Source organism: Mesorhizobium sp. ISC11, assembly GCF_037162595.1.
Lineage (GTDB): Bacteria > Pseudomonadota > Alphaproteobacteria > Rhizobiales > Rhizobiaceae > Mesorhizobium > Mesorhizobium ciceri.
The window spans coordinates 4,114,825-4,137,404 of record NZ_JAVSPW010000001.1; the positions used below are offsets into that span (position 1 = coordinate 4,114,825).

General features: G+C 63.6%; 20 protein-coding genes. 6 read left to right on the forward strand and 14 right to left on the reverse strand.

Features of this window, described 5'->3' with window-relative positions; all coding sequences use genetic code 11:
* Positions 1 to 32: 32 nt before the first annotated feature.
* From sfnG to RPF88_RS20015, 7 genes are all read right to left on the reverse strand, one after another.
* A complete protein-coding gene (gene sfnG, locus RPF88_RS19985) occupies positions 33 to 1,133 on the reverse strand; it encodes a dimethylsulfone monooxygenase SfnG (protein WP_013528160.1) in 1,101 nt (366 codons plus the stop codon).
* A gap of 161 nt (positions 1,134 to 1,294) precedes the next feature.
* The gene (locus RPF88_RS19990) at positions 1,295 to 2,755 is read right to left on the reverse strand and encodes an FAD/NAD(P)-binding protein (protein ID WP_063171064.1); all 1,461 of its coding nucleotides are present in this window, start codon (positions 2,753 to 2,755) and stop codon (positions 1,295 to 1,297) included.
* Entirely contained in the window at positions 2,752 to 3,924 is a 1,173-nt protein-coding gene (gene ssuD, locus RPF88_RS19995; RefSeq protein ID WP_063171063.1) for an FMNH2-dependent alkanesulfonate monooxygenase, read from the reverse strand. Before ssuD ends, RPF88_RS19990 begins: the two co-directional genes overlap by 4 nt.
* A 241-nt stretch (positions 3,925 to 4,165) precedes the next feature.
* Positions 4,166 to 5,104 carry a sugar ABC transporter substrate-binding protein gene (locus RPF88_RS20000; protein ID WP_027164230.1) on the reverse strand — a complete coding sequence of 313 codons (939 nt, stop codon included), beginning with the start codon at positions 5,102 to 5,104 and terminating at the stop codon, positions 4,166 to 4,168.
* Positions 5,105 to 5,118: 14 nt separating this feature from the next.
* The gene (locus RPF88_RS20005; RefSeq protein ID WP_063169855.1) at positions 5,119 to 6,114 is read right to left on the reverse strand and encodes an ABC transporter permease; all 996 of its coding nucleotides are present in this window, start codon (positions 6,112 to 6,114) and stop codon (positions 5,119 to 5,121) included.
* Positions 6,114 to 7,112, reverse strand: a complete 999-nt coding sequence (locus RPF88_RS20010) for an ABC transporter permease (RefSeq protein ID WP_244506882.1) — start codon at positions 7,110 to 7,112, stop codon at positions 6,114 to 6,116. Before RPF88_RS20010 ends, RPF88_RS20005 begins: the two co-directional genes overlap by 1 nt.
* Complete coding sequence (locus tag RPF88_RS20015; protein WP_063171062.1) at positions 7,109 to 8,611, reverse strand: sugar ABC transporter ATP-binding protein; 1,503 nt, start codon at positions 8,609 to 8,611, stop codon at positions 7,109 to 7,111. Before RPF88_RS20015 ends, RPF88_RS20010 begins: the two co-directional genes overlap by 4 nt.
* A 324-nt stretch (positions 8,612 to 8,935) precedes the next feature.
* Between RPF88_RS20015 and RPF88_RS20020 the strand changes: the two genes are divergently transcribed.
* From RPF88_RS20020 to RPF88_RS20035, 4 genes are all read left to right on the forward strand, one after another.
* Positions 8,936 to 9,610 carry a GntR family transcriptional regulator gene (locus RPF88_RS20020; RefSeq protein WP_337123064.1) on the forward strand — a complete coding sequence of 225 codons (675 nt, stop codon included), beginning with the start codon at positions 8,936 to 8,938 and terminating at the stop codon, positions 9,608 to 9,610.
* A 19-nt stretch (positions 9,611 to 9,629) separates the two neighbouring features.
* Positions 9,630 to 9,959 (forward strand): L-rhamnose mutarotase, encoded by a 330-nt coding sequence (locus RPF88_RS20025; RefSeq protein WP_337123065.1) that lies wholly within the window; start codon positions 9,630 to 9,632, stop codon positions 9,957 to 9,959.
* Between the two features lie 182 nt (positions 9,960 to 10,141).
* The gene (locus RPF88_RS20030; RefSeq protein WP_337123066.1) at positions 10,142 to 11,653 is read left to right on the forward strand and encodes a UxaA family hydrolase; all 1,512 of its coding nucleotides are present in this window, start codon (positions 10,142 to 10,144) and stop codon (positions 11,651 to 11,653) included.
* 66 nt (positions 11,654 to 11,719) lie between these two features.
* A complete protein-coding gene (locus tag RPF88_RS20035) occupies positions 11,720 to 12,466 on the forward strand; it encodes an SDR family NAD(P)-dependent oxidoreductase (RefSeq protein ID WP_337123067.1) in 747 nt (248 codons plus the stop codon).
* Between the two features lie 14 nt (positions 12,467 to 12,480).
* On the opposite strand, the gene RPF88_RS20040 is transcribed toward RPF88_RS20035, so the two are convergent.
* The 7 genes from RPF88_RS20040 to RPF88_RS20070 all read right to left on the reverse strand — a co-directional run bounded on the left by RPF88_RS20040 (position 12,481) and on the right by RPF88_RS20070 (position 20,333).
* The gene (locus RPF88_RS20040) at positions 12,481 to 13,386 is read right to left on the reverse strand and encodes a dihydrodipicolinate synthase family protein (protein WP_337123068.1); all 906 of its coding nucleotides are present in this window, start codon (positions 13,384 to 13,386) and stop codon (positions 12,481 to 12,483) included.
* Between the two features lie 11 nt (positions 13,387 to 13,397).
* Positions 13,398 to 15,110, reverse strand: a complete 1,713-nt coding sequence (locus tag RPF88_RS20045) for an IlvD/Edd family dehydratase (RefSeq protein WP_337123069.1) — start codon at positions 15,108 to 15,110, stop codon at positions 13,398 to 13,400.
* 13 nt (positions 15,111 to 15,123) lie between these two features.
* On the reverse strand, positions 15,124 to 15,903 hold the full coding sequence (locus RPF88_RS20050) for an SDR family oxidoreductase (RefSeq protein WP_127367573.1): 780 nt from the start codon (positions 15,901 to 15,903) through the stop codon (positions 15,124 to 15,126).
* On the reverse strand, positions 15,896 to 16,786 hold the full coding sequence (locus tag RPF88_RS20055) for an aldose 1-epimerase (protein WP_337123070.1): 891 nt from the start codon (positions 16,784 to 16,786) through the stop codon (positions 15,896 to 15,898). Before RPF88_RS20055 ends, RPF88_RS20050 begins: the two co-directional genes overlap by 8 nt.
* A 13-nt stretch (positions 16,787 to 16,799) precedes the next feature.
* Positions 16,800 to 17,750 (reverse strand): L-arabinose ABC transporter permease AraH, encoded by a 951-nt coding sequence (gene araH, locus RPF88_RS20060; RefSeq protein WP_013528175.1) that lies wholly within the window; start codon positions 17,748 to 17,750, stop codon positions 16,800 to 16,802.
* A gap of 11 nt (positions 17,751 to 17,761) precedes the next feature.
* Positions 17,762 to 19,273: an L-arabinose ABC transporter ATP-binding protein AraG gene (gene araG / locus RPF88_RS20065; RefSeq protein ID WP_337123071.1), complete on the reverse strand. Its 1,512-nt coding sequence runs from the start codon at positions 19,271 to 19,273 to the stop codon at positions 17,762 to 17,764.
* Between the two features lie 70 nt (positions 19,274 to 19,343).
* The gene (locus tag RPF88_RS20070) at positions 19,344 to 20,333 is read right to left on the reverse strand and encodes an arabinose ABC transporter substrate-binding protein (protein ID WP_024501894.1); all 990 of its coding nucleotides are present in this window, start codon (positions 20,331 to 20,333) and stop codon (positions 19,344 to 19,346) included.
* A gap of 257 nt (positions 20,334 to 20,590) precedes the next feature.
* Here RPF88_RS20070 and RPF88_RS20075 point away from each other — a divergent pair, with 257 nt between their 5' ends.
* Together RPF88_RS20075 and dgoD are read left to right on the forward strand one after the other, a co-directional pair.
* Positions 20,591 to 21,280: a FadR/GntR family transcriptional regulator gene (locus RPF88_RS20075; RefSeq protein ID WP_050596413.1), complete on the forward strand. Its 690-nt coding sequence runs from the start codon at positions 20,591 to 20,593 to the stop codon at positions 21,278 to 21,280.
* Positions 21,281 to 21,288: 8 nt separating this feature from the next.
* Positions 21,289 to 22,437, forward strand: a complete 1,149-nt coding sequence (gene dgoD / locus RPF88_RS20080; RefSeq protein WP_337123072.1) for a galactonate dehydratase — start codon at positions 21,289 to 21,291, stop codon at positions 22,435 to 22,437.
* Positions 22,438 to 22,580 lie beyond the last annotated feature (143 nt).

Here is a 22,580-nt window from a genome sequence, read left to right on the forward strand (position 1 = left end):
GCCGGCGCCTGTCCGGCGTGCCTATGGGGTGACTATTCCGCCGCCAGCGACGCCGCCGCCTCGGCGTCTTCCAGTTCGCGAACGAGCGGGATGACATGCTTGCCGAAATACTCGACCTCCTCCTGGAAGTGCAGGAAACCGAGCAGGATAAGATCCGCACCCGCGCGCTTCAGGTCGACGACGCGTTGAGCGACCTGCCTGGGGGTGCCGATCAGGTTCGAGCGGAAACCGTCATTGTACTGGACCAGATCGTCGAAGGACGATTTCGCCCAATTGCCCTCACCTTCCGGCGAGGCCTTGCCGGCATTCTTGACCTCATGGCCAAAAGCATTGACCGCGTCGGGATTGGCCTCGGCGATGATTTCGGCGAGCACCGCCCTGGCCTCGTCCTCGGTCTCGCGAACGACCGCGAAGGCGTTGACGCCAACTTTGACGGAATGGTTATTGGCCTTCGCCTTGACCCTGATATCATCGACCTGCTTGGCGATCTCGGCCGGCGTGTTGCCGTTGGTGAAGTACCAGTCCGAGACGCGCGATGCCATGTCGCGCGCGGCGCGCGACGAGCCGCCTTGGAAGATTTCGGGTACTTGCGGCGGTTTCGGCTTCAGCGAATACTCATTGAAGCGGTAGAAATCGCCACGGAAGGTGAAGCTGTCTTCAGTCCATATTCCGCGCAGCGCACGGATGAATTCCTCCGAGCGGCGGTAGCGCTCGTCATGGTCGAGCCAATGCTCGCCGATGGCATGGAACTCGCCGCGGAACCAGCCGGAGACAAGGTTGATCGCGACGCGGCCGTTGGTCAGGTAGCTGATGGTGGCGATCTGCTTGGCCGCCAGCGCCGGGTTCCATGGTCCTGGCAGGATCGCCGCGATGACCTTGAGCGTCGTGGTCGCCGCCAGCAGATCATGGCTGAACGCCACCGATTCATGCTGTTCGTCGGCGCCGTAGCCGGCCGTGAAACGTATCTGGCTGAGCGCGTAGTCGAAGCCGGCCTTCTCGGCGATCTGCGCCAGCTTGCGATTGTACTCGGCAGAATGGTTGGTGCGCTGCTCGATGTTGGAAATCACCAGGCCGCCCGAAACATTCGGCACCCAGTAGGCGAATTTGATCGGATCGGCTTCTGCATGTGCCATGAACTGTCTCCCATTCAGGCCGTGTCGTTGATCGCTCCGGTCGCGCCGGCTCCGATATTTATTATGTTTATAGAATATATATACAAAGAAGGATTTTCCGTTTTTGGGGCGCTCTTGGGACGGAAATACCAATTTTCGCTGCCGAACCCGGCCCGCAGGTGTCAGCCCACGCGTGGACGGTGTGCGGCATTGGGGCCGATGGCCTGCGCTGACGGCAGGGTTACCAGCAGCCTGGCAATTTCAACCGCGACCGCCTGGGCATGGCGGGCGACTTCCGGCAGACCCATGAGCTCGCCGAAAGTCCCTCGTGCCAGCGGGCCGGCGACCAGGAGTGTCGCGACCGCCGCGCCGTCCCGGCCGATCGCGCGGCTGTCGAGACCTGTCTCGATGCCAAGCCCATATTGGTCCGTCCTGATCAAGCCGGCTTCCGCCAGCGAGCTTAGCGCCGGGTTCAGCTGCAGCGCCTGCCCATGGGCCGGACCGGTGGTGTTGATGACGGCAGCGAAGCGCATCGTCTCGATCCGGGTCTGCCCGCGCCGTTGAAAGCTGACAGCCAGGCTGCCGTCCTCGTCGTTCGACGCGACAAGCCTGGCGGCAATGGTGTCGACTGTACCGGCGGCATGACGCCGGTCGAGCACGGCGGCGACCTGCGGCGCGATCCTGAAACGATGCACGTCCCAGAACACGCGCAGCTGGCGCACCAGCCTTGCCCGCTCCGGCGGCGCAAGTGCAGCCCACAGCACCGGCCCCTGGAGGCGCAGCTGATCGAAGACCGACTGCCAGTTGACATTGGCGGCGCGCGCGGCCGCCAGCGTCGCGCGAATGGTCTTGAGCAGGCCGAGCGCCGTCGTGGCCGGCGCGGATGCAAAGTCGCCAAAAGGCTCGCCCCTGATATCCGGGTGGCCGCGCGAGCGCAGGCCGCGGCGCGACAGCGCGAGGATACGGCCGCGATGGCCACGGCGGTCAAGTTCGGCGACCATGTCGGCCGAGGTCAACCCGGAGCCGACGATCAGCACCGACGCCTCCGGCCCGATCCCTGAAAGCGCGGCGGAAGCGTACGGATCGGCGACGAAACCTGGCGCTTCCGTCAGCGAGGCCAGCGCGTCGGGAATTCCGGGCCGCGGATGCGTCGCTGCCAGGACGAGGATATCGGCGACGACCGGTCCGGCAGAGGTGTGCACGGTCCAGCCCGCGCCATTGGCATCGCGTGTCACGCGTGTGGCGGAACCTTCGACATGATGGACAAGGCCGGAACCGAGATACGGCGCCAGATGCTCGGCGACGTAGCGGCCGAACACGCGACGGCGCGGAAAAGCGTCGCCGTTCTTCCAGATGGCATCCGGGTCGTGTTCGAGTTCTCCGCTGCCAGCCAACCAGCGTGCAAAATGCTGCGGATCATCGGGAGCCATGCTCATCCTGACTGCGGGGACATTGACCCGGTGCGACGGTTCCTCGCTGGAATAGGCCAGGCCGCCGCCGAGCGCTGGTCGCGGCTCGATGACGGAAATCGACAGGCGCTCCGATTGAGGTGCCCGCGCCAGATGCCAGGCCACCGCCGCGCCGGAAAAGCCGCCGCCAAGGATGGCGACGCGCAACCGGCGGGCCGGAGGGAGCGCGTTCACGAGGCGCTGGCGAGCGATTTCGGCCGGTGGTCGCCGGCGATGGTCTCGCCGAACGGACCGGTGTTGACGGACGAGCCAGCGGCTTTGACCGGATGGTCGGTCGGCAGTTTCGGCAGCACCAGTTCGCCGAAGCGATAGGCTTCTTCCAGATGCGGATAGCCGGACAGGATGAAGGTATCGATGCCGAGGCGCCGGTACTCGTCGATGCGCTCGGCGATCGTGTCGGGGTCGCCGACAAGGGCAGTACCGGCACCGCCACGCACCAGGCCGACGCCGGCCCACAAATTGGGCGCGATCTCGAGCTTGGCACGATCGCCGCCATGCAATGCGCTCATCCGCGCCTGCCCGACCGAATCCATGCGCGCAAAGACTTTTTGGGCCGAGGCGATCGTCGTGTCGTCGAGGCGGCTGATCAGCCTGTCGGCAGCGGCCCAGGCCTGCTCGGTCGTCTCGCGGGCAATGACATGCAGCCTAATGCCGAAGGAGAGCTTGCGGCCGGCCTTCTGCGCCAGTTCACGCACGCTGTCCAGCTTGCGCCCGACATCGGCAGGCGGCTCGCCCCAGGTTAAATATTTGTCGATCTCCTGCGCCGCCACCACGGACCCAGCGTCGGACGAACCGCCGAAATACAGCGGCGGGTAAGGCGTCTGCACCGGCGGAAACAGCAGCCTTCCGTCCTCGATGTGGAAATGCTTGCCGTCATGCTCGACCGTCTCGCCGCTCAGCACCCGCTTGTATATGCGCAGGAACTCCTGCGTCACCTCATAGCGTTCGGCATGCGACAGGAAAATGCCGTCGCCCTTGTTCTCCAGCGGATCGCCGCCGGTGACGACGTTGATCAGCAGGCGGCCATTGGAGATGCGGTCCAGCGTCGCAGTCATGCGCGCGGCCAGCGTCGGCGACTGCAAACCGGGCCGCACAGCGACAAGGAAACGCAAGCGTTCGGTCATCGGCACAAGAGCCGATGCGATCACCCAGGAATCCTCGCACGAGCGGCCGGTCGGCAACAGCACGCCATAGTAGCCGAGCGTGTCGGCCGCCTTCGCCACTTGCGTCAGATAGGGCAGATCGACCGATCTGCCGCCCTCGGCCGTGCCGAGATAGCGGCTGTCGCCATGCGTCGGCAGAAACCAGAGCACCTTGATACGGTCGGGAATGTCCTTGCTCATGGCCTGTCTCCCGCTGCCCGACGGAGGCGGCCGGATATGCCTGCTTTGGTTGACGGCGAGCGCAAAAGGGTAGGCATGGCGTGGTCCTGTCCGGATGGAAACCAGATCGCCAGTGCAGATTGCTTATTCTACAAACTCTGTAGAGTTAGTTTATTCCAATTCCGTTGCCGCTATTAGAATTTCTCTCCCCAAGAAATCGGCGGCGAGGCCGACCCGAGTGCAGCGGGCCGGCCTTCCTGCATCAGAACGCTGGTTCGACCGCGTTGACGTTGTCCTTGGTGACGACGGTCAGCGGGATCGGCAGCCGGTCCTTGACCTCCTTGCCCTCGATGATCTCGGCCATCGTGTTGATCGCCAGGCGGCCATCCTCGACGGGCGACTGGACGATGGTCGAGTACATCTCATTGGTGCGGATCGATTCGAACGCATCCTTCTGGCCATTGATGCCGACGATCGGCGGTGCGGCCTTGGAGGGGTTCGCCTCTTTCCATGCGTCGATGAAGCCGCGGGCCATCGTGTCGTCATTGGCGTAGACACCGCTGATCTGGTCGCCGAAGCGTGTGATCAGATCGCGGCTCACCACCAGCGCCTTTTGCTGGTCGAAGTCGGCGTTGACCGTGTCGAGCACCTTGATCTCGGCATTGGTTTCCTTGAGACGGTCGGTGAAGCCGCTGACGCGGCCGATCGTGGTGCCGTTGCCGGCCTGGCCGGCGATGATGACGACGGAGCCCTTGCCGCCCAGCGCCTTGCTCAGCGAGTCCGCCGCCAGCTTGCCTTCCTCGTAGACATCAGGCCCGGTGAACGACTTGATGAACGGCTTGGCATCGTCGCTCATCGGCGAATTGATGAGGATCGCCGGAATGTTCGCCTGCTGCGCGCGCGCCAGCCCCGGTATGTATGCCTGCGGGTCGAGCGGCCACAGGATGATGCCATCGACCTTGCGCGCAACGCAGGTGTTGAGCTGCTCGGTGCCTTTCTGGACATCAAAATCCTGGCTGAGGCTCAGGATCTCGATGCCGAGTTCCGCAGCGCGCGCCTGAAGCGCCTTGTTGGCCGGCGTCGCGTAGGCATGCGAATCCGCTGCCGTCACGTAGCAGACCGTCTTGGCGCTGGCCCAGCCCGTCGATGCCAGCACAGCCGCCATGGCGGCGACGTGAAGCATGCTTTTCTTGCCAATCATGTGTTTCCTCCCAATCATGTGGTTCCTCCTTGAGTGATTGGATTGTCGCGAACGAGCGCCGGGCGCGTGCCCGGAGCCCTCCCCTTGGTGGTAACGGCCCGATCGAGCACGACGAGCAGGATCAGGATAAGCCCGGACACGACCTGCTGGACGTATGCGGGAACGGACTGGAACTCCATCGCGATGGTCAGCGAGCCGATCGTCAGCACGCCGCCGAGCGTGCCGAGCGCGGATCCCTTGCCGCCTTCGAGACGAGTCCCGCCGACAACGACCGCGGCAATGACGGCGACCGTCAGTTCCGAGCCGAAGACAGGCGAGCCGGTGTTGGTGACGAGGCTCTGGAGAACCCCCGCCAGGCCGGCAAGCGTGCCGGCAAAGACAAAGCCGAGAAAGACGATACGGTCCGAGGCGATACCGCTTTCCTTGGCAGCCGCCGGGTTGGACCCCACCGCAAAGACGTTGCGCCCAGGTATGGTGCGCGTCAGCCAGAAATGCAGCAGCACGATCAGGGCGATGAACAGCACGCTGCGGAGGGTGAAGACATCGAGATAGATCTTGGCCAGCGCCAGGGAGAGCATGATGTCGGTTCCGGTCACAGGCTGGCTGTTGGTGATCCAGTGCGCGAGTGAGCGGAAGATCAGCATCGTCGCGAGCGTCAGCACGAGCGAATTCACCTTCAGGCCGACGACCAGCATGCCGTTGATGGCGCCTGCCAGGGTACCGACCAGGATGCCGGCGATCGCGGCAGGCAGGATGCCGATCTCTCGCTGCAGGATGACCGATACGATGCCGGCCAGGGCAAACACCGCGCCACCGGAGAGGTCGATCTGGCCCGATATCAAAAGCACCGTCAGGCCGACCGCGATCAGGCCGATCGTCGCCGCCCGGTCGAGACCGAGGCCGAGGGTCGATGCCGAGAGGTAGCCGGGGACCAACAGCGCGGAAATGACGAGCGTCAGGCCGAGAATGATGACGACGCGATGCTGCGAGACAAGCGAAAGAAAACGCATCACGCCACGCCCCGCTTGCGCAATGCCGCATCCATGCCGACGGCACCGACGATCAGGATGCCGAGCACGAAACCCTGGATTGGCGTGCGCACACCGTCGAGCACCATGACGTTGGTCAGCAGTTGCACGAAGATGAGGCCGGCAATGGCCCGCGGCACCGATCCGAAGCCGCCGACGATCGACACGCCGCCGACCACCACCGCCGTGATGGCGCTGAATTCGTAGCCGCCGCCGATGAGCGGCCGCGCGCTCTGCAGCGTCAGTCCGAGCAGGCCGCCGCTGATGCCGGAAGCCAGTGCGGTGATCACGAAGGCGCCAGCCTTCACGGCCCGCACCGGAACCGCACTAGCCTCGGCGGCGCTGTAATTGCCGCCGGTGGCGAGCGTCCATCTACCCCAGAAGGAGCGGGACAGGACGAAATGGCCGACAAGGGCGATGACCAGGAAGATCAACACCACGACCGGAATGCCGAACAGCCGGCCCTTGGCGAATTCGGCTGAGGCGGGATTGCTGCCATAGACGATGACCCCGCCGACAGCCGCCTGGACGATGCCCAGTCCGATCGTGCCAACGCCGAGCGTGGCAATGATGGGATTGATGCCGACATATCCGACCAGGCCCCCGTTGAGCAGGCCTATGAGGCCCGCGAGACCCACCGCCAGCAGGAACGCCGGCAGCGGCCCGATCATCGGCTGCAGCCCGAGCGACAGGATGGCGCCGCAGGCGATGGTGGCCGGTACCGACAGGTCGGCCAGGCCGCCGACCACGAGCACGAAGGTCATGCCGACGACGACGATGCCGACGATGGACATCGAAGTCAGGACGTTGAGCAAATTGCCTGACGTGAAGAAGGCGGGGCTGACGAGGGAGCCGTAGAGCATCACGGCGACGATGGCGAAGGCGAGCCCCGCCTTCGACAGGACATCGACAAGCCTGCTGCCACGCGTAAAGCGGTCGTTGCGGTTCACGCCACCGATCTCCATGGCCGCTTCGCTCAAGCCATCTCCTCCCCGGTGGCCAGCGCCATGATGCGCTCCTCGCTCAATTCGCTGCGCAAGAGAGGCTCGGAGGCATAGCCATCGCGCATCACCACCACGCGGTCGCAGACTCCGAGGATTTCGGGCAGTTCCGACGAGATCATCACGACCGCCATGCCGCCGGCGACGAGTTGGCCGATGATGTGGTGGATCTCGGCCTTGGCGCCGACGTCGACGCCCCGCGTCGGCTCGTCGAGGATCAAGGCCGAAGGTTTGGCGGCAAGCCATTTGGCGATGACCGCCTTCTGCTGGTTGCCGCCCGACAGAAGGCTGATGCGCCGTTCGCCGTCGGGCGGTGAAATCGAAAACTGCTTGACCGAATCCCGGGCAAGCGCGCGATCGGCGCTGCGGCTGATGCGCCCGAAACGGGTCAGGCGGCGCAGGATGGGCAGGCTGATGTTTTCCCGGACCGACATTCCAGGCACGACGCCATCGCCCTTGCGATCTTCCGGAACATAGGCAATGCCTGCCCTGACCGCCTGGGATGGCGAGTTGATCGAGACCTCGCGTCCGTTGACGCTGACCGTGCCCTCGACAAGCCGCGACAGGCCGAAGATTGCGCGGGCAACCTCGGTGCGGCCAGCGCCCACCAAGCCGGTCAAGCCCAGTATCTCGCCGGCGCGCACTTCGAAGCTGACATCGCGGAAGCGCTGTCCGTCGCTGATATGCTCCACGCGCAACACGGACTTGCCGATCGCGGCCGGACTTTTCGGGAAGACGTTGCTAACTTCGCGACCGACCATCAGCCTGATCATATCGGCAGCCTTTATGCCCTTGATCGGACGCGTCTCGATCATTGAGCCATCGCGCAGCACCGTCACCTCATCGGCGATTTCGAGCACCTCCTTCAGCCGATGGCTGATGTAGACGATGGCGATGCCGTCATCGCGCATCTTGCGCAGGATCCGGAACAGCGCCGCCGTCTCATGCTCGCTGAGGCTGGATGTCGGCTCGTCCAGCACGATGATCCTCGGCTGCGCCGCATAGGCCTTGGCGATCTCGACGAGCTGCTGCTGGCTGATAGAAAGGTTGCCGAGCCGTTCACGCGGATTAATGGCCGCTCCGAGCTCGTCGAGGACGGCAGCCGCCGCCCTGACCATCTCGCGCTTGCGCAGAAAGGTCCATTTGCCGGGCATGCGGCCGAGATAGACGTTCTCGGCGACGGTCAGGTCGGGGACCAGATTGATTTCCTGGTGCACCATGCGGATGCCGAGCGCCTGGGCGTCGGCGGGCCGGCGCATGCGCACCTCGGCGTCACCGACTTTGATCGTGCCGCTGGTGGGCGCGTAGGATCCGTTGAGGATCTTCATGAGCGTCGATTTGCCGGCGCCGTTCTCACCCACGACCGCATGAACGGTGCCGAATTTCACGGCAAAATTGACGTTGGACAGAGCCTTCACGCCTGGAAAGTTCTTGCTGATGCCTCGCATATCCAAGGCGCAATCGGCGGCGACGGTCATATCTGGCTAGGTTCCTCCTGGCGGCCGGCCGGTGCGCTACATCGGCCTTCGATATGTTAGTATAATAGCGCTGCAAACGCAGTTCGGGCTTCTTCGAACAAGCTTGAATGGCCTGCGCTGTTGAAGATCCAGGCCTCAGTCCCGGACTGAATTTTCCATCGTTCATCCTCACTATTGCACTAATATAACAGTTCTGGCAAGCTGGATTCTGGCGGGTCGTCATGACGTCGTGCGTCACCGACCCCCACGCTTGTATTGGATGCGTTCCAATTGACATTCTAGTATTATCTGGCCATTTCTGGTGAACGAAGACACGGATTTGCAATGGACCTGGATCCTTCGACGCTCAATCGGGCTCTTCCGCTCCGCGATCAGATCTACCACAAGATCCGCAACCTGATCGTCGTCGGGCAGTTGAAGCCGGGAGAGGTCATCAACGAGGTCGCCATCGCGGAGGCCCTGGGGGTGTCTCGCACCCCCGTTCGCGAAGCGGTCAAGCGCATCAGCGACGAGGGCCTGGTCAAGATCCTGGCGCAGACCGGCACCTATGTTGCTCCGATCAGCCGGGCCGACCTGGAAGAAGCCTATGTCATCCGGCGGGCACTGGAGATGGAAAGCGCCCGACGCGCGGCCGCCAAGTTCACAGCGGCAGCCAGCGAATTGCTGGAAGACAACCTGGCGGCGCACCGGCTTGCCATATCCCGCGGCAGATATGCCACCGCGATACAACTCGACGATGTCTTCCACCGCACCATAGCCGAGATCTGCGGCCTGCCGATGATCTGGAGAGCCGTCGACATCTCGAAGGCACAGATGGATCGCGGGCGCTATCTCGCTATCCCAAGACCGGGTTATGGCGAACAGACGATCGAGCAGCACGAGGCCATTTTCGACGCGCTGAAGCGCCACGACGCCGAGGGTGCGGCACGGGCCATGGAACATCATCTCGAGACGTCGTTCCGCAACACGCTCGAAGTCGCCGCCGACCTTCTCGGCTGAAGCCCCGCGAGCAACCAGCATGCAAAGAATGGGACTTTGTATCGGCGTGAAAGCCGAGGCGATCGCGGACTATAAGCGCGTCCACGCCGCCGTCTGGCCCGAAGTGCTCGACGTCATCAGCCGCGCCAACATCCGCAACTATTCGATCTTCCTGCGCGAACCGGAGAACCTTCTGTTCGCCTGCTGGGAGTATTACGGCAGCGACTTCGCCAGGGATGCAGCGCGGATGAGCGAGTCGCCGGCCATGCGCAAATGGTGGGAACTGTGCGGCCCCATGCAGACGCCGCTGCCGACGCGCGCCGACGGCGAATGGTGGGCGGCCATGGAAGAGGTCTTCCATCTCGATTGACCAGAACGTTATCGGGCAGTCGCTTCCCGGATATGCCCCAACGACGTGGCGACCGGTCCGTCTTTCATGACGACCTCATCCAGTCTCCGGCCTTGACCTCTGACATTCTATTATATTAGTATTCCAAATCATTTCTTGTCTCTCGACCTCCTGTCGCGGAGAACTTTTTCAGAGTTTGGGTCATGGCGCGGTTCATCAAGCTTTCGGGGGCCGACAACATTCTTCTGGCGGTCGATCCGTTGAAGATCGGCGAAAAAGCCGGTGACGTGGCTGCCAGGGCACGCATACCGCGCGGGCACAAAATGGCCTTGCGCGACATCGGCTCGGACCAGCCGATCGTGAAATACGGCCAGACCATCGGTTTTGCGCGGGAACCAATCGTCGCCGGCGACTGGGTTCACGAGCACAATGTGTATCTGCGAAATTTCGAACGCGACTACGTCTTCGGCACGAATACCAGGCAAACCGAGATCGTTGGCGAGGCCGAGCGCGCTACTTTCATGGGTTACCGCCGGCCGAGCGGCAAGGTGGGCACGCGCAACTTCATTGCCGTCCTGACCTCGGTGAACTGCTCTGCCAGCGTCGCCCGGTTCATCACCGACGAGGTCAACCGGTCTGGCATCCTGCGCGACTATCCCAATGTCGACGGTATCATCGCACTCGTCCACGGCACTGGCTGCGGCATCGACACCAAGGGTCCCGCTTACGACCTGTTGAAAAGGACGCAATGGGGCTTTGCCACGAACCCCAATGTCGGCGGCGTGCTGATGGTCGGACTCGGCTGCGAAGCGTTCCAGATCCCACGCTGGATGCAGTCGTACAACATCGAGGAGAGCACGATTTTCCGCACGATGACCATCCAGGAAACCGGCGGTACGCGAAAGACGGTCGAGGCTGGCGTGAAGGCGATCGTCGACATGCTGCCTACGGTGAACGCCGCCGAAAGGACGCCGCAACCAGCCTCCGAACTGGTGCTTGCGCTGCAATGCGGCGGATCGGACGGTTACTCCGGCATCAGCGCCAATCCGGCACTAGGTGCTGCGGTGGACCTGCTTGTCGGGCAAGGCGGTACGGCGGTGCTCTCGGAGACGCCCGAGATCTATGGCGCCGAACATCTCCTCGCCTTGCGCGCCGAGAGCCGCGCGGTGGGCGAAAAGCTGATCGAACGCATCCGCTGGTGGGAGGATTATACCGCCAGGCACGACATGGAGATGAACAACAACCCTTCGCCCGGCAACAAGCTGGGTGGGTTGACGACCATCCTGGAGAAATCGCTCGGCGCTTCCGCCAAGGGCGGCACCACCAATCTGCGCGCGGTGCTGGAATATGCCGAGCCGATCAACGAGCGCGGCCTCATCTTCATGGATACGCCCGGCTACGACCCGGTCTCGGCCACCGGGCAGGTCGCCGGCGGCGCCAACATATTGTGCTTCACCACCGGCCGCGGTTCGGCCTTTGGCTGCAAGCCGACGCCCTCGATCAAGCTTGCCTCCAACAGCTTCATCTTCGAGCAGATGCGCGAGGACATGGATATCAATTGCGGAGACATACTGGACGGCGTCTCGCTGGCCGAGAAGGGCGAGGAGATCTTTGCCGAGATCCTGCGCGTCGCTTCCGGCGGGCGCACCAGGTCGGAAGCGCTCGGCTATGGCGACAACGAGTTCGTGCCATGGAGCCTTGGCGCGACCATGTAGCGATCGCCCGCCTGCACAGGCCGGCCTTTATCCCGGAAGTAGCTCAAACGGAAAGAACCGCTCGACATGAACAGGATCGATCTTGACGGCCAGCACGCTGTGGTCACCGGTGGCGCCCAAGGCCTCGGCTTCGCGATGGCCAGGCGTTTCGTCGCCTCCGGCGCGACGGTCACCTTGTGGGATCTCGATGAGGCCCGCCTCGAAACCGCCAAGAAGGAACTCGGCAACGCTGCCACGACAGAGATCGTGGACGTCGCCGATTGGACGTCGGTGGACGCGGCGCGCGCCAGGACCGAAGATCTGGCCGGCAAGATTTCCATTCTGGTCAATTCCGCCGGAATTGCCGGCCCTGCCGCCCCGCTCGACGTCTACGACATCGAGACGTGGAAGAAGGTCATCGACGTCAACGTAAACGGTACGTTCTACGTCAATCGCGCCGTGGTTCCCGGAATGAAGGAGCGCAATTACGGACGGATCGTCAATATCGCTTCGGTCGCCGGCAAGGAGGGCAACCCCAACGCCTCCGCCTATTCAGCCTCGAAGGCGGCGGTCATCGGCTTGACCAAGTCGCTCGGCAAGGAACTGGCGCAGTACGACATCGCCGTGAACTGCATCTCGCCGGCCACGGCACAGACGCGCATTCTCGAACAGCTGACGCCGGAGCACATCGAATATATGCGCTCGCGCATTCCGCGCGGCCGCTTGCTGGAGGTCGACGAAGCCGCGGCGATGGTCGCCTGGCTCGTCTCCAAGGAGAACAGTTTCACGACCGCCTCCACGTTCGACCTGTCGGGTGGGCGGACGACCTATTGAAGGGCAGTTGCCGTTCAGCCAGGCAACCGACCGAGGCCAGCCGCAAAGCGCGCCACCATCGCCACGCCGGTCTCGTTGGGCCGCATCGCCGGAGCCCGGTCGTGTATCGGGATGCCTGCGCGGGCGCCGAACAGCCGCTTGCCGTAGCAGATCAGGTTCTCGATGCCCTGCATGACGAAGACCGCTGCCGGCAGCATTCTTGCATACTCGGCCTCGGCCGTTGCTTGGTCACCGATCCGAAACGCATTGTAGGCGCGCACGGCGAGGTCGATGCCATCGGGCGCCAGGATCATGCCGCGGCAACCGATGCGGAAATTGTCGATCAGTTCCAGGCCGCCGCGTCCGTTGAAAACGGGTATCCGGCTTTCGGTGCGTTCGATCAATCCGGCAATGTCGGTGACCGGGCCTTCGCCCTTGATCAGCCTTATGTTGGGATGAAGCGTGACAAGTTCGCGGATCTCGTCCGATGACAGGCCGCGCCCGAAAAACGCCGGCGCGTTCTGGATCGCCACCGGCAGGTCGGTTGCCTCGGCGACGCGGCCGAAGAACCTGGTGTATTCCAGCGCACCATAGGATCCGACCGGCGGCGGCTGCAGGATCACCCAATCCGCTCCCACGCTTTCAGCATGGCGAAGCTGTGCCACCTGCTCAGCCACCGAAGCGCCGAAGATGGTGAAGGCAAGCGGCACTTTTCCAGCCGTATCTTCCGCCGTCCAGTCCATGATCGTCCGGCGCTCGGCCTCGGTCAGCTTGGCGACTTCCGTCGCCAGGCCGAGCGCCGCCATGCCGTGCACGCCCGTCGCCAGGCAGATCTCGACCTGCCGACGCATCGCCGCGCGGTCCAGTTGTTCGTTCGCGTCAAAGAGCGCGTAGAGAATGGCGTGAATGCCGTGGAAATCGTCAGGCCGGAAATTAGGCATGCTGGTCGGCCTCAATGGCTTTCGCGTGGAATGGCGTGGCCACGGCATCCGACGAGAAAGTCGAGATCGGCGCCGCGGTCCGCCTGCAGGACACGGTCGACGTAGAGGCCCTGATAGCCGCCGCGCATCGCCGGGACGGGCGGTAGCCAGGATTCACGACGCCGCGCCAACTCCTGTGCCGACACGTCGAGATGCAGCTTCCTTGCTTCGACGTCGAGCTCGATGAAGTCGCCGCTCCTGACCAGCGCCAGCGGGCCGCCGATGGCGGCTTCGGGTGCGGCATGCAGCACGACGGTGCCGAAGGCGGTGCCGGACATGCGGGCATCGGAGATGCGGATCATGTCGCGGACACCCTGCTTCAGCAGCTTCCGGGGCAGCGCCATGTTACCGACCTCGGCCATCCCCGGATAGCCCTTGGGCCCGCAATTCTTCAGCACCATGATCGACGCTTCGTCGACGTCGAGCGCGGGATCGTCGACGCGCGCCTTGTAGTCGTCGATGTCCTCGAAGACGACGGCGCGGCCGCGATGCTTCATCAGGGCCGGTGACGCGGCTGACGGCTTGATGATGGCGCCGTCGGGCGCCAGATTGCCACGCAGCACCGCGATACCGCCATTGGGAGTAAGCGCCTTGTCGCGCGGGCGGATCACCTCGGGATTGTAGTTTTGAGCGTCACGGATGTTGTCGCGCACGGTCTTGCCGGTGACGGTCAGCACGTCGAGATCGAGCAGATCGCCGATCTCCTTCATGACCGCCGGAATGCCGCCTGCGTAGCAGAAGTCCTCCATCAGGAAGCGGCCTGACGGCATCAGGTCGAGGATGGTCGGTACATCGCGGCCATACCGATCCCAATCGTCCAGTGTCAGTTCGGTGCCGACGCGGCCGGCAATCGCCAGCAGATGCACGACCGCATTGGTCGAGCCGCCGATGGCACCATTGACACGGATGGCGTTGGCGAAAGCTTCTTTCTTGAGGATGGCGGACGGGCGGAGATTCTCATTGACCATCTCGACGATGCGCCGCCCCGTCATGCGGGCGATGCGGCTGCGGCGCGCGTCGACCGCCGGATAGGCAGCGTTGCCCGGCAGCGCCAGGCCGAGCGCTTCGACCATCGAGGCCATGGTCGAGGCCGTGCCCATGGTCATGCAATGACCCGGCGAGCGTGACATGGCACTCTCGGCATTAGCGAAATCCTGCTCGCTCATCACGCCGGCGCGGACATCCTCGGAGAATTTCCAGACATCGGTGCCGGAACCTATCTCGCGGCCCTGGAAACGGCCATTGAGCATCGGCCCGCCGGAAATGACGATCGACGGCAGGTCGCAGGAGGCCGCGCCCATGACCAGCGACGGGGTGGTCTTGTCGCAGCCTGCCATCAGCACGACACCGTCCATCGGATTGCCGCGGATCGCTTCCTCGACATCCATCGAGGCGAGATTGCGGAACAGCATCGCCGTCGGGCGCAGATTGGATTCGCCGCAGGAGAAGACCGGGAATTCCAGCGGCAGGCCGCCGGCTTCCAGCACGCCCGCCTTGATGTGCTCGATCAGGCCACGGAAATGCACGTGGCAAGGCGTGAATTCGGAGAAGGTGTTGCAGATGCCGATCACCGGGCGGCCGTCGAAGGCATCGTCGGGCAGGCCGTTGTTCTTCATCCAGCTGCGGTGAATGAAGGCGTCCTTGCCCTGCCCGCCGAACCAGTGCTGCGATCGTCTCTTGGTCATGATTTCCCGGAATTCAGGCTGGATGCTGGAGCTGGCTCAGCCCACCATCTACGACGAGCGTGGCCGCATTCATGAACGGGCACTCGTCGGAAATCATGAACACCGCAGCCAGCGCAATCTCGCGCGCCGTGGCGATGCGGCCGCCAGGATGTAGCGCCATGGTGTTGGCGCGTGCTGTGGCCGGATCGGCAAAGCTGTTCCAGTAGTCGATCGCCTTCTGGGTTTCGACATAGCCGGGCGCCAGCGCGTTCACGCGCACGCCTTGCACCGCATATTCGAGCGCCAGCGATTTGGTCAGGCCGAGCAGCGCGTGCTTGGCGACCGGATAGGGAAAGGTGTGTGGGATGATGGTGAAGCTGTGCGTCGAGGCGATGTTGAGGATGGCGCCGCCGCCGCTCGCGATCATGCCCGGCAACACCGCCTTGCTGCAATTCCAGGCGCCCTTGACGTTGACGTCGAAGTTGCGGTTCCATTCCTCCTCGGTCGCCTCGAGCGGCGTCGAGAACACATTGACCCCGGCATTGTTGATCAGCGCGTTGATGGGGCCGATCTCGGCGGCCGCTTGGCTGACGACAGCGGCAATCGCGGCACCGTCGCTGATGTCGGCTGCCGCATGCCCGACATGGCCGCGCGGCACGGCGAGGCCCGCGACGGTCTTGTCCAGCAGTGCGCCGTCGCGGTCGACCAGGAACAGTCTTGCGCCTTCGGCAAGGCAGGCCTCGGCGATCGCCAGCCCGATGCCTTGCGCGGCGCCGGTCAGGAAGATGCGTTTGCCGGAAAGGCGCTCAGCCATGGTTGTCGCTCCAGTCGAAGACGGTCATTGCGAATCTTGCTCTGAGAACCTCGCCGGGGGAAAGTACCTTGATCCCCATTGGGTCGGCATCGAAATGCTTCAACGCATTTGGGGTATGGCTCATCGGCTCCAGGCAGAAGAAGCTTCGGTCCGTGTCCGGCGCAAAGAGCATGTAGCGGTCGAGCTCCGCGTCCGCCTCGATGTCGATCCCCAGACAGTGCTCCGGCCAGATGATGCGCGCGATGCCGCTCCACCCTTCGAAGCCATTGTTCAGCCAACGGTCGGGCAAATGGCGCGGCGTTGAGAAATCGACATCGTCGGCAATGGCGCTCCTGGACGCTGGAAGGTGCCCGTCGCGCTCTGTCCACCAGGTTTCGGCCGGCGCAAACAAGGTCGTCCGCGGCGTGCGCGGAAAGAATGGATGGAAACCGAGGCCGAATGGCAGTGAAATGACGCCGGTATTTTCGACGGCAAGCCGGAGTTCCAGCCGCGCGCCGGCGAGCCGGAACGACTGTCGCGCATGGTAGACATAGGGCGAGTCGACGCGGCGCGGCTGATCGAAGGCCAAATCGAGGCGGTCGACGCGATGCTCCTCGACCTTCCAGTTCGCCTGCCAGCCGTCACCGTGAATATAGAAAGGATCAGTCGTGTTGGGCGCCAGCGTGAAGTTTTGACCGCCGCATGAAAACGCATTGCCCTCGACGCGATTGCCGATCGGCACCATCGGAAAGCAAGCGCAGTGCACAACGTCGAACTCGGCCTCGCCTTGGTAGGGACGCAGGAATGGCACCCCGTCGGCCGTATGGCCGTTGACGATTGCGCTGCCAGAGGGGCTGATCTCGACGCACAGCCGATTGCTTTCCAGTAGTATTCCAGCCGACATGCCCTGCCCCGAGTCAACGCCGGCCCAAAGCCGACGAGCGCAGATTGTCGAGCAGCACGGCCAGGAGCAAAATAACGCCGCGCACGATGTACTGGTAAAAGGCCGGGATGTTGAGCAGGTTCATGGCGTTCTCGGCGATGCCCATGATCAGCACGCCGACGATGACGCCCGACATGGTGGCGCGGCCGCCGGCAAGCGAGACGCCGCCGAGCACGCAGGCCGAGATGACCGAGAGTTCCAGTCCGACCGCCGCGTTGGGCTGGCCCGAGGTGATGCGCGACGCCAGCAGGATGCCGGCGATGCCGCAGACGACGCCTTGCAGCGCAAAAATCCAGATGCGCGTCCGGTCGACATTGACGCCGGCAAGGCGCGAAGCCTCCGGATTGCCGCCGATGGCCAATGTGTTCTTGCCGAAGACGGTGCGGTTGAGGACGAAGCCGAAGATGCAAAACAGGATGGCGAGCACCCAGACCGGCGTCGGAATGCCGAGCAGTTTGGACAGCGCGAGCTGGTAGAAATCCGGGCTGTTGATGCCGACGGCGCGGCCGTCGGACGCAATCAGCGCAAACCCGCGCACGATCTGCATGGTGGCCAGCGTCGTGATCAGCGCGTTGATGCGGAATTTGGCGATGACGACGCCATTGATGAAGCCGACGAAGGCGCCGCTGGCAATTGCCGCCAAGAGGCCAAGCAGGATCGAGCCGGTGTAATTCGACGCCATCACAGCGACCATGCCGGCAAAGGCGACGATGGAGCCGACTGACAGGTCGAAGTCGCGTGCGGCAAGGCAGAACATCATGGTGCAGGCGACGATACCGACGGTGACCACCGACTGCAGCAGGCCGAGCATGTTGCGGTCGGTGAGGAAATTCGGCACCAGAGCCGAGACCAGCGCGAAGGCGACGACAAAGATGACGACGAGGCCCTGTTCGCCGAGCAGGATTTTTTTCAACTGGTCGGTCATGCCAAAAGTCCTCAAGATGCGATCGCGTCGGGGGTTTTCTGATCGGGGAGAGCGGCGGCCAGGATCGCCCTTTCGGCGAACTGGTCGCGGGTGAGCTCGGCGCTGACGCGGCCGCCGCACATCACCAGAATGCGATCGCAGATGCCCATCACCTCCGGCAGTTCGGACGAGACGACAACGATCGCCATGCCGTCCTGCGCAAGCTGGTAGAGCAGTTCATAGATTTCCGATTTGGCACCGACGTCGATGCCGCGCGTCGGCTCGTCGACAATGAGAACCCGCACCCCTTGTTCGGACAGCCAGCGGCCAAGAATGACCTTCTGCTGGTTGCCGCCGGAGAGGTTGATGATATCCTGCTTGCGCGACGGCGTGCGCACCTTGAGCTTCTTGATGAAGGTTTCGGCGGTGGCGATCTCGCTGGCGCGGTTCAAAACACCGAAGCGCGTGTGATGGCGCCGCGACGAGATGTTGATGTTCTCCTCGACCGAGCGGCCCTGGATGATGCCGTCATGCTTGCGGTCCTCCGAACACAGCACGATGCCGGCCCGGATCGTACCACGCGGATCGGTGGCAGGGACCAGCTTGCCATCGACGGTGATGGTGCCGCCCGAGCGCGGATCGGCGCCATAGACCAGACGCATCAGTTCCGAGCGCCCGGCGCCGATCAGGCCGAAGAAGCCGACGATCTCGCCTGCCCTCGCCTCGAAACTGGCCGGCGTCTTCAGTTTGGGGCCGCTGAGAGCGTCGACCTTCAGGCGGACATCGCCCGTTTTTCGTGCGCGAAAACCCCAGATATCCGAAATCTCGCGGCCGACCATTTCGGCGACGACCTGGTCGCGGGTGACGCCTTTCAGCGACGCATGGTGCGCCGCCAGCTTGCCGTCGCGCAGCACGGTCAGGCTGTCGCAGAGCCGGAACACTTCGTCGAGCCTGTGCGAGACGTAGATGATGACCTTGCCCTCGCCGCGCAGGCGGTCGATCAGGGCAAACAGGATTTCGCTTTCGCGCGAGGACAGCGACGAGGTCGGTTCGTCCAGCGCGATAGCGCGTGCGTCGAGCATGATCGCCTTGGCGATCTCGACCATCTGGCGTTCGCCGATGGACAGCGTCTTGACCTTGCGGCGCATGTCGATGTCGATGCCGGCCGATTTCAGCTTGGCGCCGACGTCGTCCAGCATCCGGCGGCCGGCGATGATGCCGGCGTTGGCAGGGAAACGACCGAGGCTGAGAATTTCGGCAACGGTGAGTTCAGGAACCAGCTGCAGTTCCTGATGAATGACGATGACGCCATTGTCGAAGGCATCCCGGGTCGACGTATAGGCCTGAACCCTGCCGTCGATGCGGATCTCGCCCTGATCGGCATGCTGGTCGCCGGACAGTATCTTGATCAGGGTGGATTTGCCGGCGCCGTTCTCGCCCATCAGGCCGTGCACGGCGCCTTTGTCGACGCCGAACGAGATGTCCGACAGCGCCTTGACGCCCGGATAGGTCTTGGTGATGTGCGAGAAGTCGAGAAAGGACACGGGCAGCGATCCTCTTGTGGAATGGCAAACAGGCGGCGGGATGAGCCGCCGCCTGTTTGTACAGGGAGGATTATTCGATGCCGAGGCCCTGGCGGACCTTCTGGTAGTCGTCGCGCTTGGCGAGTGCACCGGAAGTCAGGATCAACTTCTCCGGCTCCTTGTTGCTGGCAACCCAGTCATACATGTTGAGCGCCGTTTCGTAGCCATGACGCTTCGGCGAGATGATCACGGTGCCGACGAAGCCGGTGGCCGTCGGCTTCTTGAACTCGTTGATCGCCGAATCCGCGCCGCCAATGCCAACGCCGATCACGCTATCAGCGGGGATGCCGACGCTTTCGGAGGCACGCACCGCACCCAGCACCGCTTCGTCGTTGAGGCCGAAAGAAACCCACTTCTTGATCTCGGCATGGGCGTTGAGCACGACGGTCGCCGCATTGAGGGCAGCTTCCGTATCGGTCTTGGCCTGAGGGGCGTCAAAAATGTTCTCGGCCTTGAAGCCGTTTGCCTTGAGCACCGAGATGGCGCCTTCGACGCGGTCGACCGCGGTCGGCAGTTGGTCGTAAGAGACGCGGATGGCGCCGACCTCGTCGGCCTTCCAGCCGCGCGCCTTCATCTCGTCGACGATCGCCTGGCCAACCGCCTCGCCGATCTTGGTTGCCGAGATGCCCATATGCGGCACGTCTTCCAGCGCCTTGCCGTCGGCGCCGACCAGGCGGTCATCGACAGTCATCAGCTTGAGATTGTTGGCGGCGGCCTTGGCGACGATGCCGGGGCCGAGCTTCACGTCGGGCGTGCAGACGATGAAACCCTGCGCGCCCTGCGCGCCGAGATTGTCGATGGCCGACATCAGCTTCTCACCGTCTTCGGCGCCGATCTTGACCAGGGTAAAGCCCTTTTCCTTGGCGGCCTGGTCAGCGAACTTCCATTCGTCCTGGAACCACGGCTCCTCGGGCTGTTTGACGATGAAGCCGATCTTGGTGTCCTGAGCATATGCAGCGATGGTCGTGACGGACAGCACGGCAAGCGCGCCCGCGACGAGCGCGGTCTTCAAAAGTCGCATGATTACCTCCCAGCGATAGACCGGGCGCTCAGCCCGGATGCCGGAGTCTCTAATCGCTTTTATCATACTCGTCAATTGATCTGGTATGATAATTAATGTACATGCTCTGACCAGCGATCGCTGGCGCAATTGATCCGCATCCGTTAAGGCCGGACCGGTTGTGCGAAACCAGCGGTTCGCCGCCTTGGAGGAGGGCTGAGGTGACCGGGACTTTGAAGAAACCGCAAGGCGACACAGCCACTCGCCGCCCGCGCGTCATGCCCGACGTGACCAAGGCGATTGCCTCGGACATCTTTTCCGGGCGCTATCCGGCCGGCTCCTCACTGCCGACCGAAAACGAGCTCGGCGTCGAATACAGCGTCAGCCGCACCGTCATCCGTGAGGCCCTGAAAGTGTTGGCGGCAAAAGGGCTGGTGCTGTCGCGGCCACGCGTCGGCACGATCGTCTGCAATGAGGACGACTGGAACATCATCGACCCGCAGGTGCTGGCCTGGCACGCGCCGCATGCACTGGACGACAAGCTCTTCGACGCCATTCTTGAGACTCGCCGGGCCATCGAGCCGCTGGTTGCCGAACTCGCCGCCACGCGCGCGACGCTGCAGGAGATCGCCGATCTCGAAGCCACCTGGCGCGGCATGGCCGGCGCCGGCGAGGATCTCGCCGCCTTCTCGCGCAGTGACATCGCTTTCCACCAGATCGTCTATGCCGCGAGCCACAACCCGATCTTTCGCCAGATCGGCAATCTCATCGACACCGGGCTGAAATTCTCGCTGGAGGCGACGGCGGTGATTTCGCTCGACCGGCGCATGGAGGCCGTGGCGGCGCACCGCGAGGTGGTCGAGGCGCTGCGTATGCGCAATGCCGATGCCGCGCGTGGGGCGGCAAACAAGATCCTCGACCTCGCGGCGCGCGACCTCGTCAGCGCCAAGAAACTCAAAAGCAACTGAGACTGCGCATGAAAATCATCTCGCTCACCACCTACATCGTTCCGCCGCGCTGGCTGTTCCTGAAGATCGAAACCGATGCCGGCGTCGCCGGCTGGGGCGAGCCGGTGGTCGAAGGCCGGGCGCTGACCGTCGAGGCCGCGGTCAAGGAGCTTGGCGATTATCTCATCGGCAAGGATCCCCGGCTGATCGAGGATCACTGGACGGTGATGCACCGCGGCGGTTTCTACCGCGGCGGCCCGATCCTGATGAGCGCCATTGCCGGGATCGACCAGGCACTGTGGGACATCAAGGGCAAGGCGCTCGGCGTGCCCGTGCACGAACTGCTCGGCGGCAAGCTGCGCGACTCGATCAAGGTCTATTCCTGGATCGGCGGCGACCGCCCGGCGGAGGTCGCGGCCGGCGCCAGGGAAATGGTTGCGCGCGGTTTCCTGGCGCTCAAGATGAACGGTACCGAAGAACTGCAGATCGTCGACAGCCATGACAAGATCGACGCCGCTGTCGAACGCGTCGCCATGGTGCGCGAGGCCGTCGGGCCCAACATCGGCATCGCTGTCGATTTCCACGGCCGCGTGCACCGGCCGATGGCGCGCGCCCTGGTCAAGGAGCTGGAACCTTACAGGCTGATGTTCATCGAGGAGCCGGTGCTCAGCGAAAACCGCGAGGCGCTGAAGGAGATCGCCGCGCTTGGCTCGACACCGATCGCGCTCGGCGAGCGGCTCTATAGCCGCTGGGACTTCAAGTCCGTGTTCGAGGAAGGCGTCGTCGACATCATCCAGCCCGACCTGTCGCATGCCGGCGGCATCACAGAATGCCGCAAGATCGCGGCGATGGCGGAAGCCTATGATGTCGCGGTCGCGCCGCATTGCCCGCTCGGGCCGATCGCGCTTGCCGCGTGCCTGCAGCTCGACGCGGTCAGCTACAACTGCTTCATCCAGGAGCAGAGCCTCGGCATCCACTACAACGCCGCCAACGACCTGCTCGACTATGCCGCCAACAAGGATGTCTTCCGCTACGAGGATGGTTATGTCGCCATTCCCGACGGCCCGGGCCTGGGTGTCGAGATCGACGAGGATTATGTCAAGGAACGCGCCAGGGAAGGCCACCGCTGGCGCAACCCGGTCTGGCGCCACAAGGACGGTTCCTTCGCCGAGTGGTGATCCGGGCTGGCTTTCAGACTCCAAGCACTCCAGGAATAGTGAAGACTTTGTCCGGCGAGCAGTTGCTCTCGAGAAATGGCTCGTTCGTTCCGTTTGATCGAGGGGCCTTCAGCGGCATTGCCTGAATTGACCATCAAACGCAG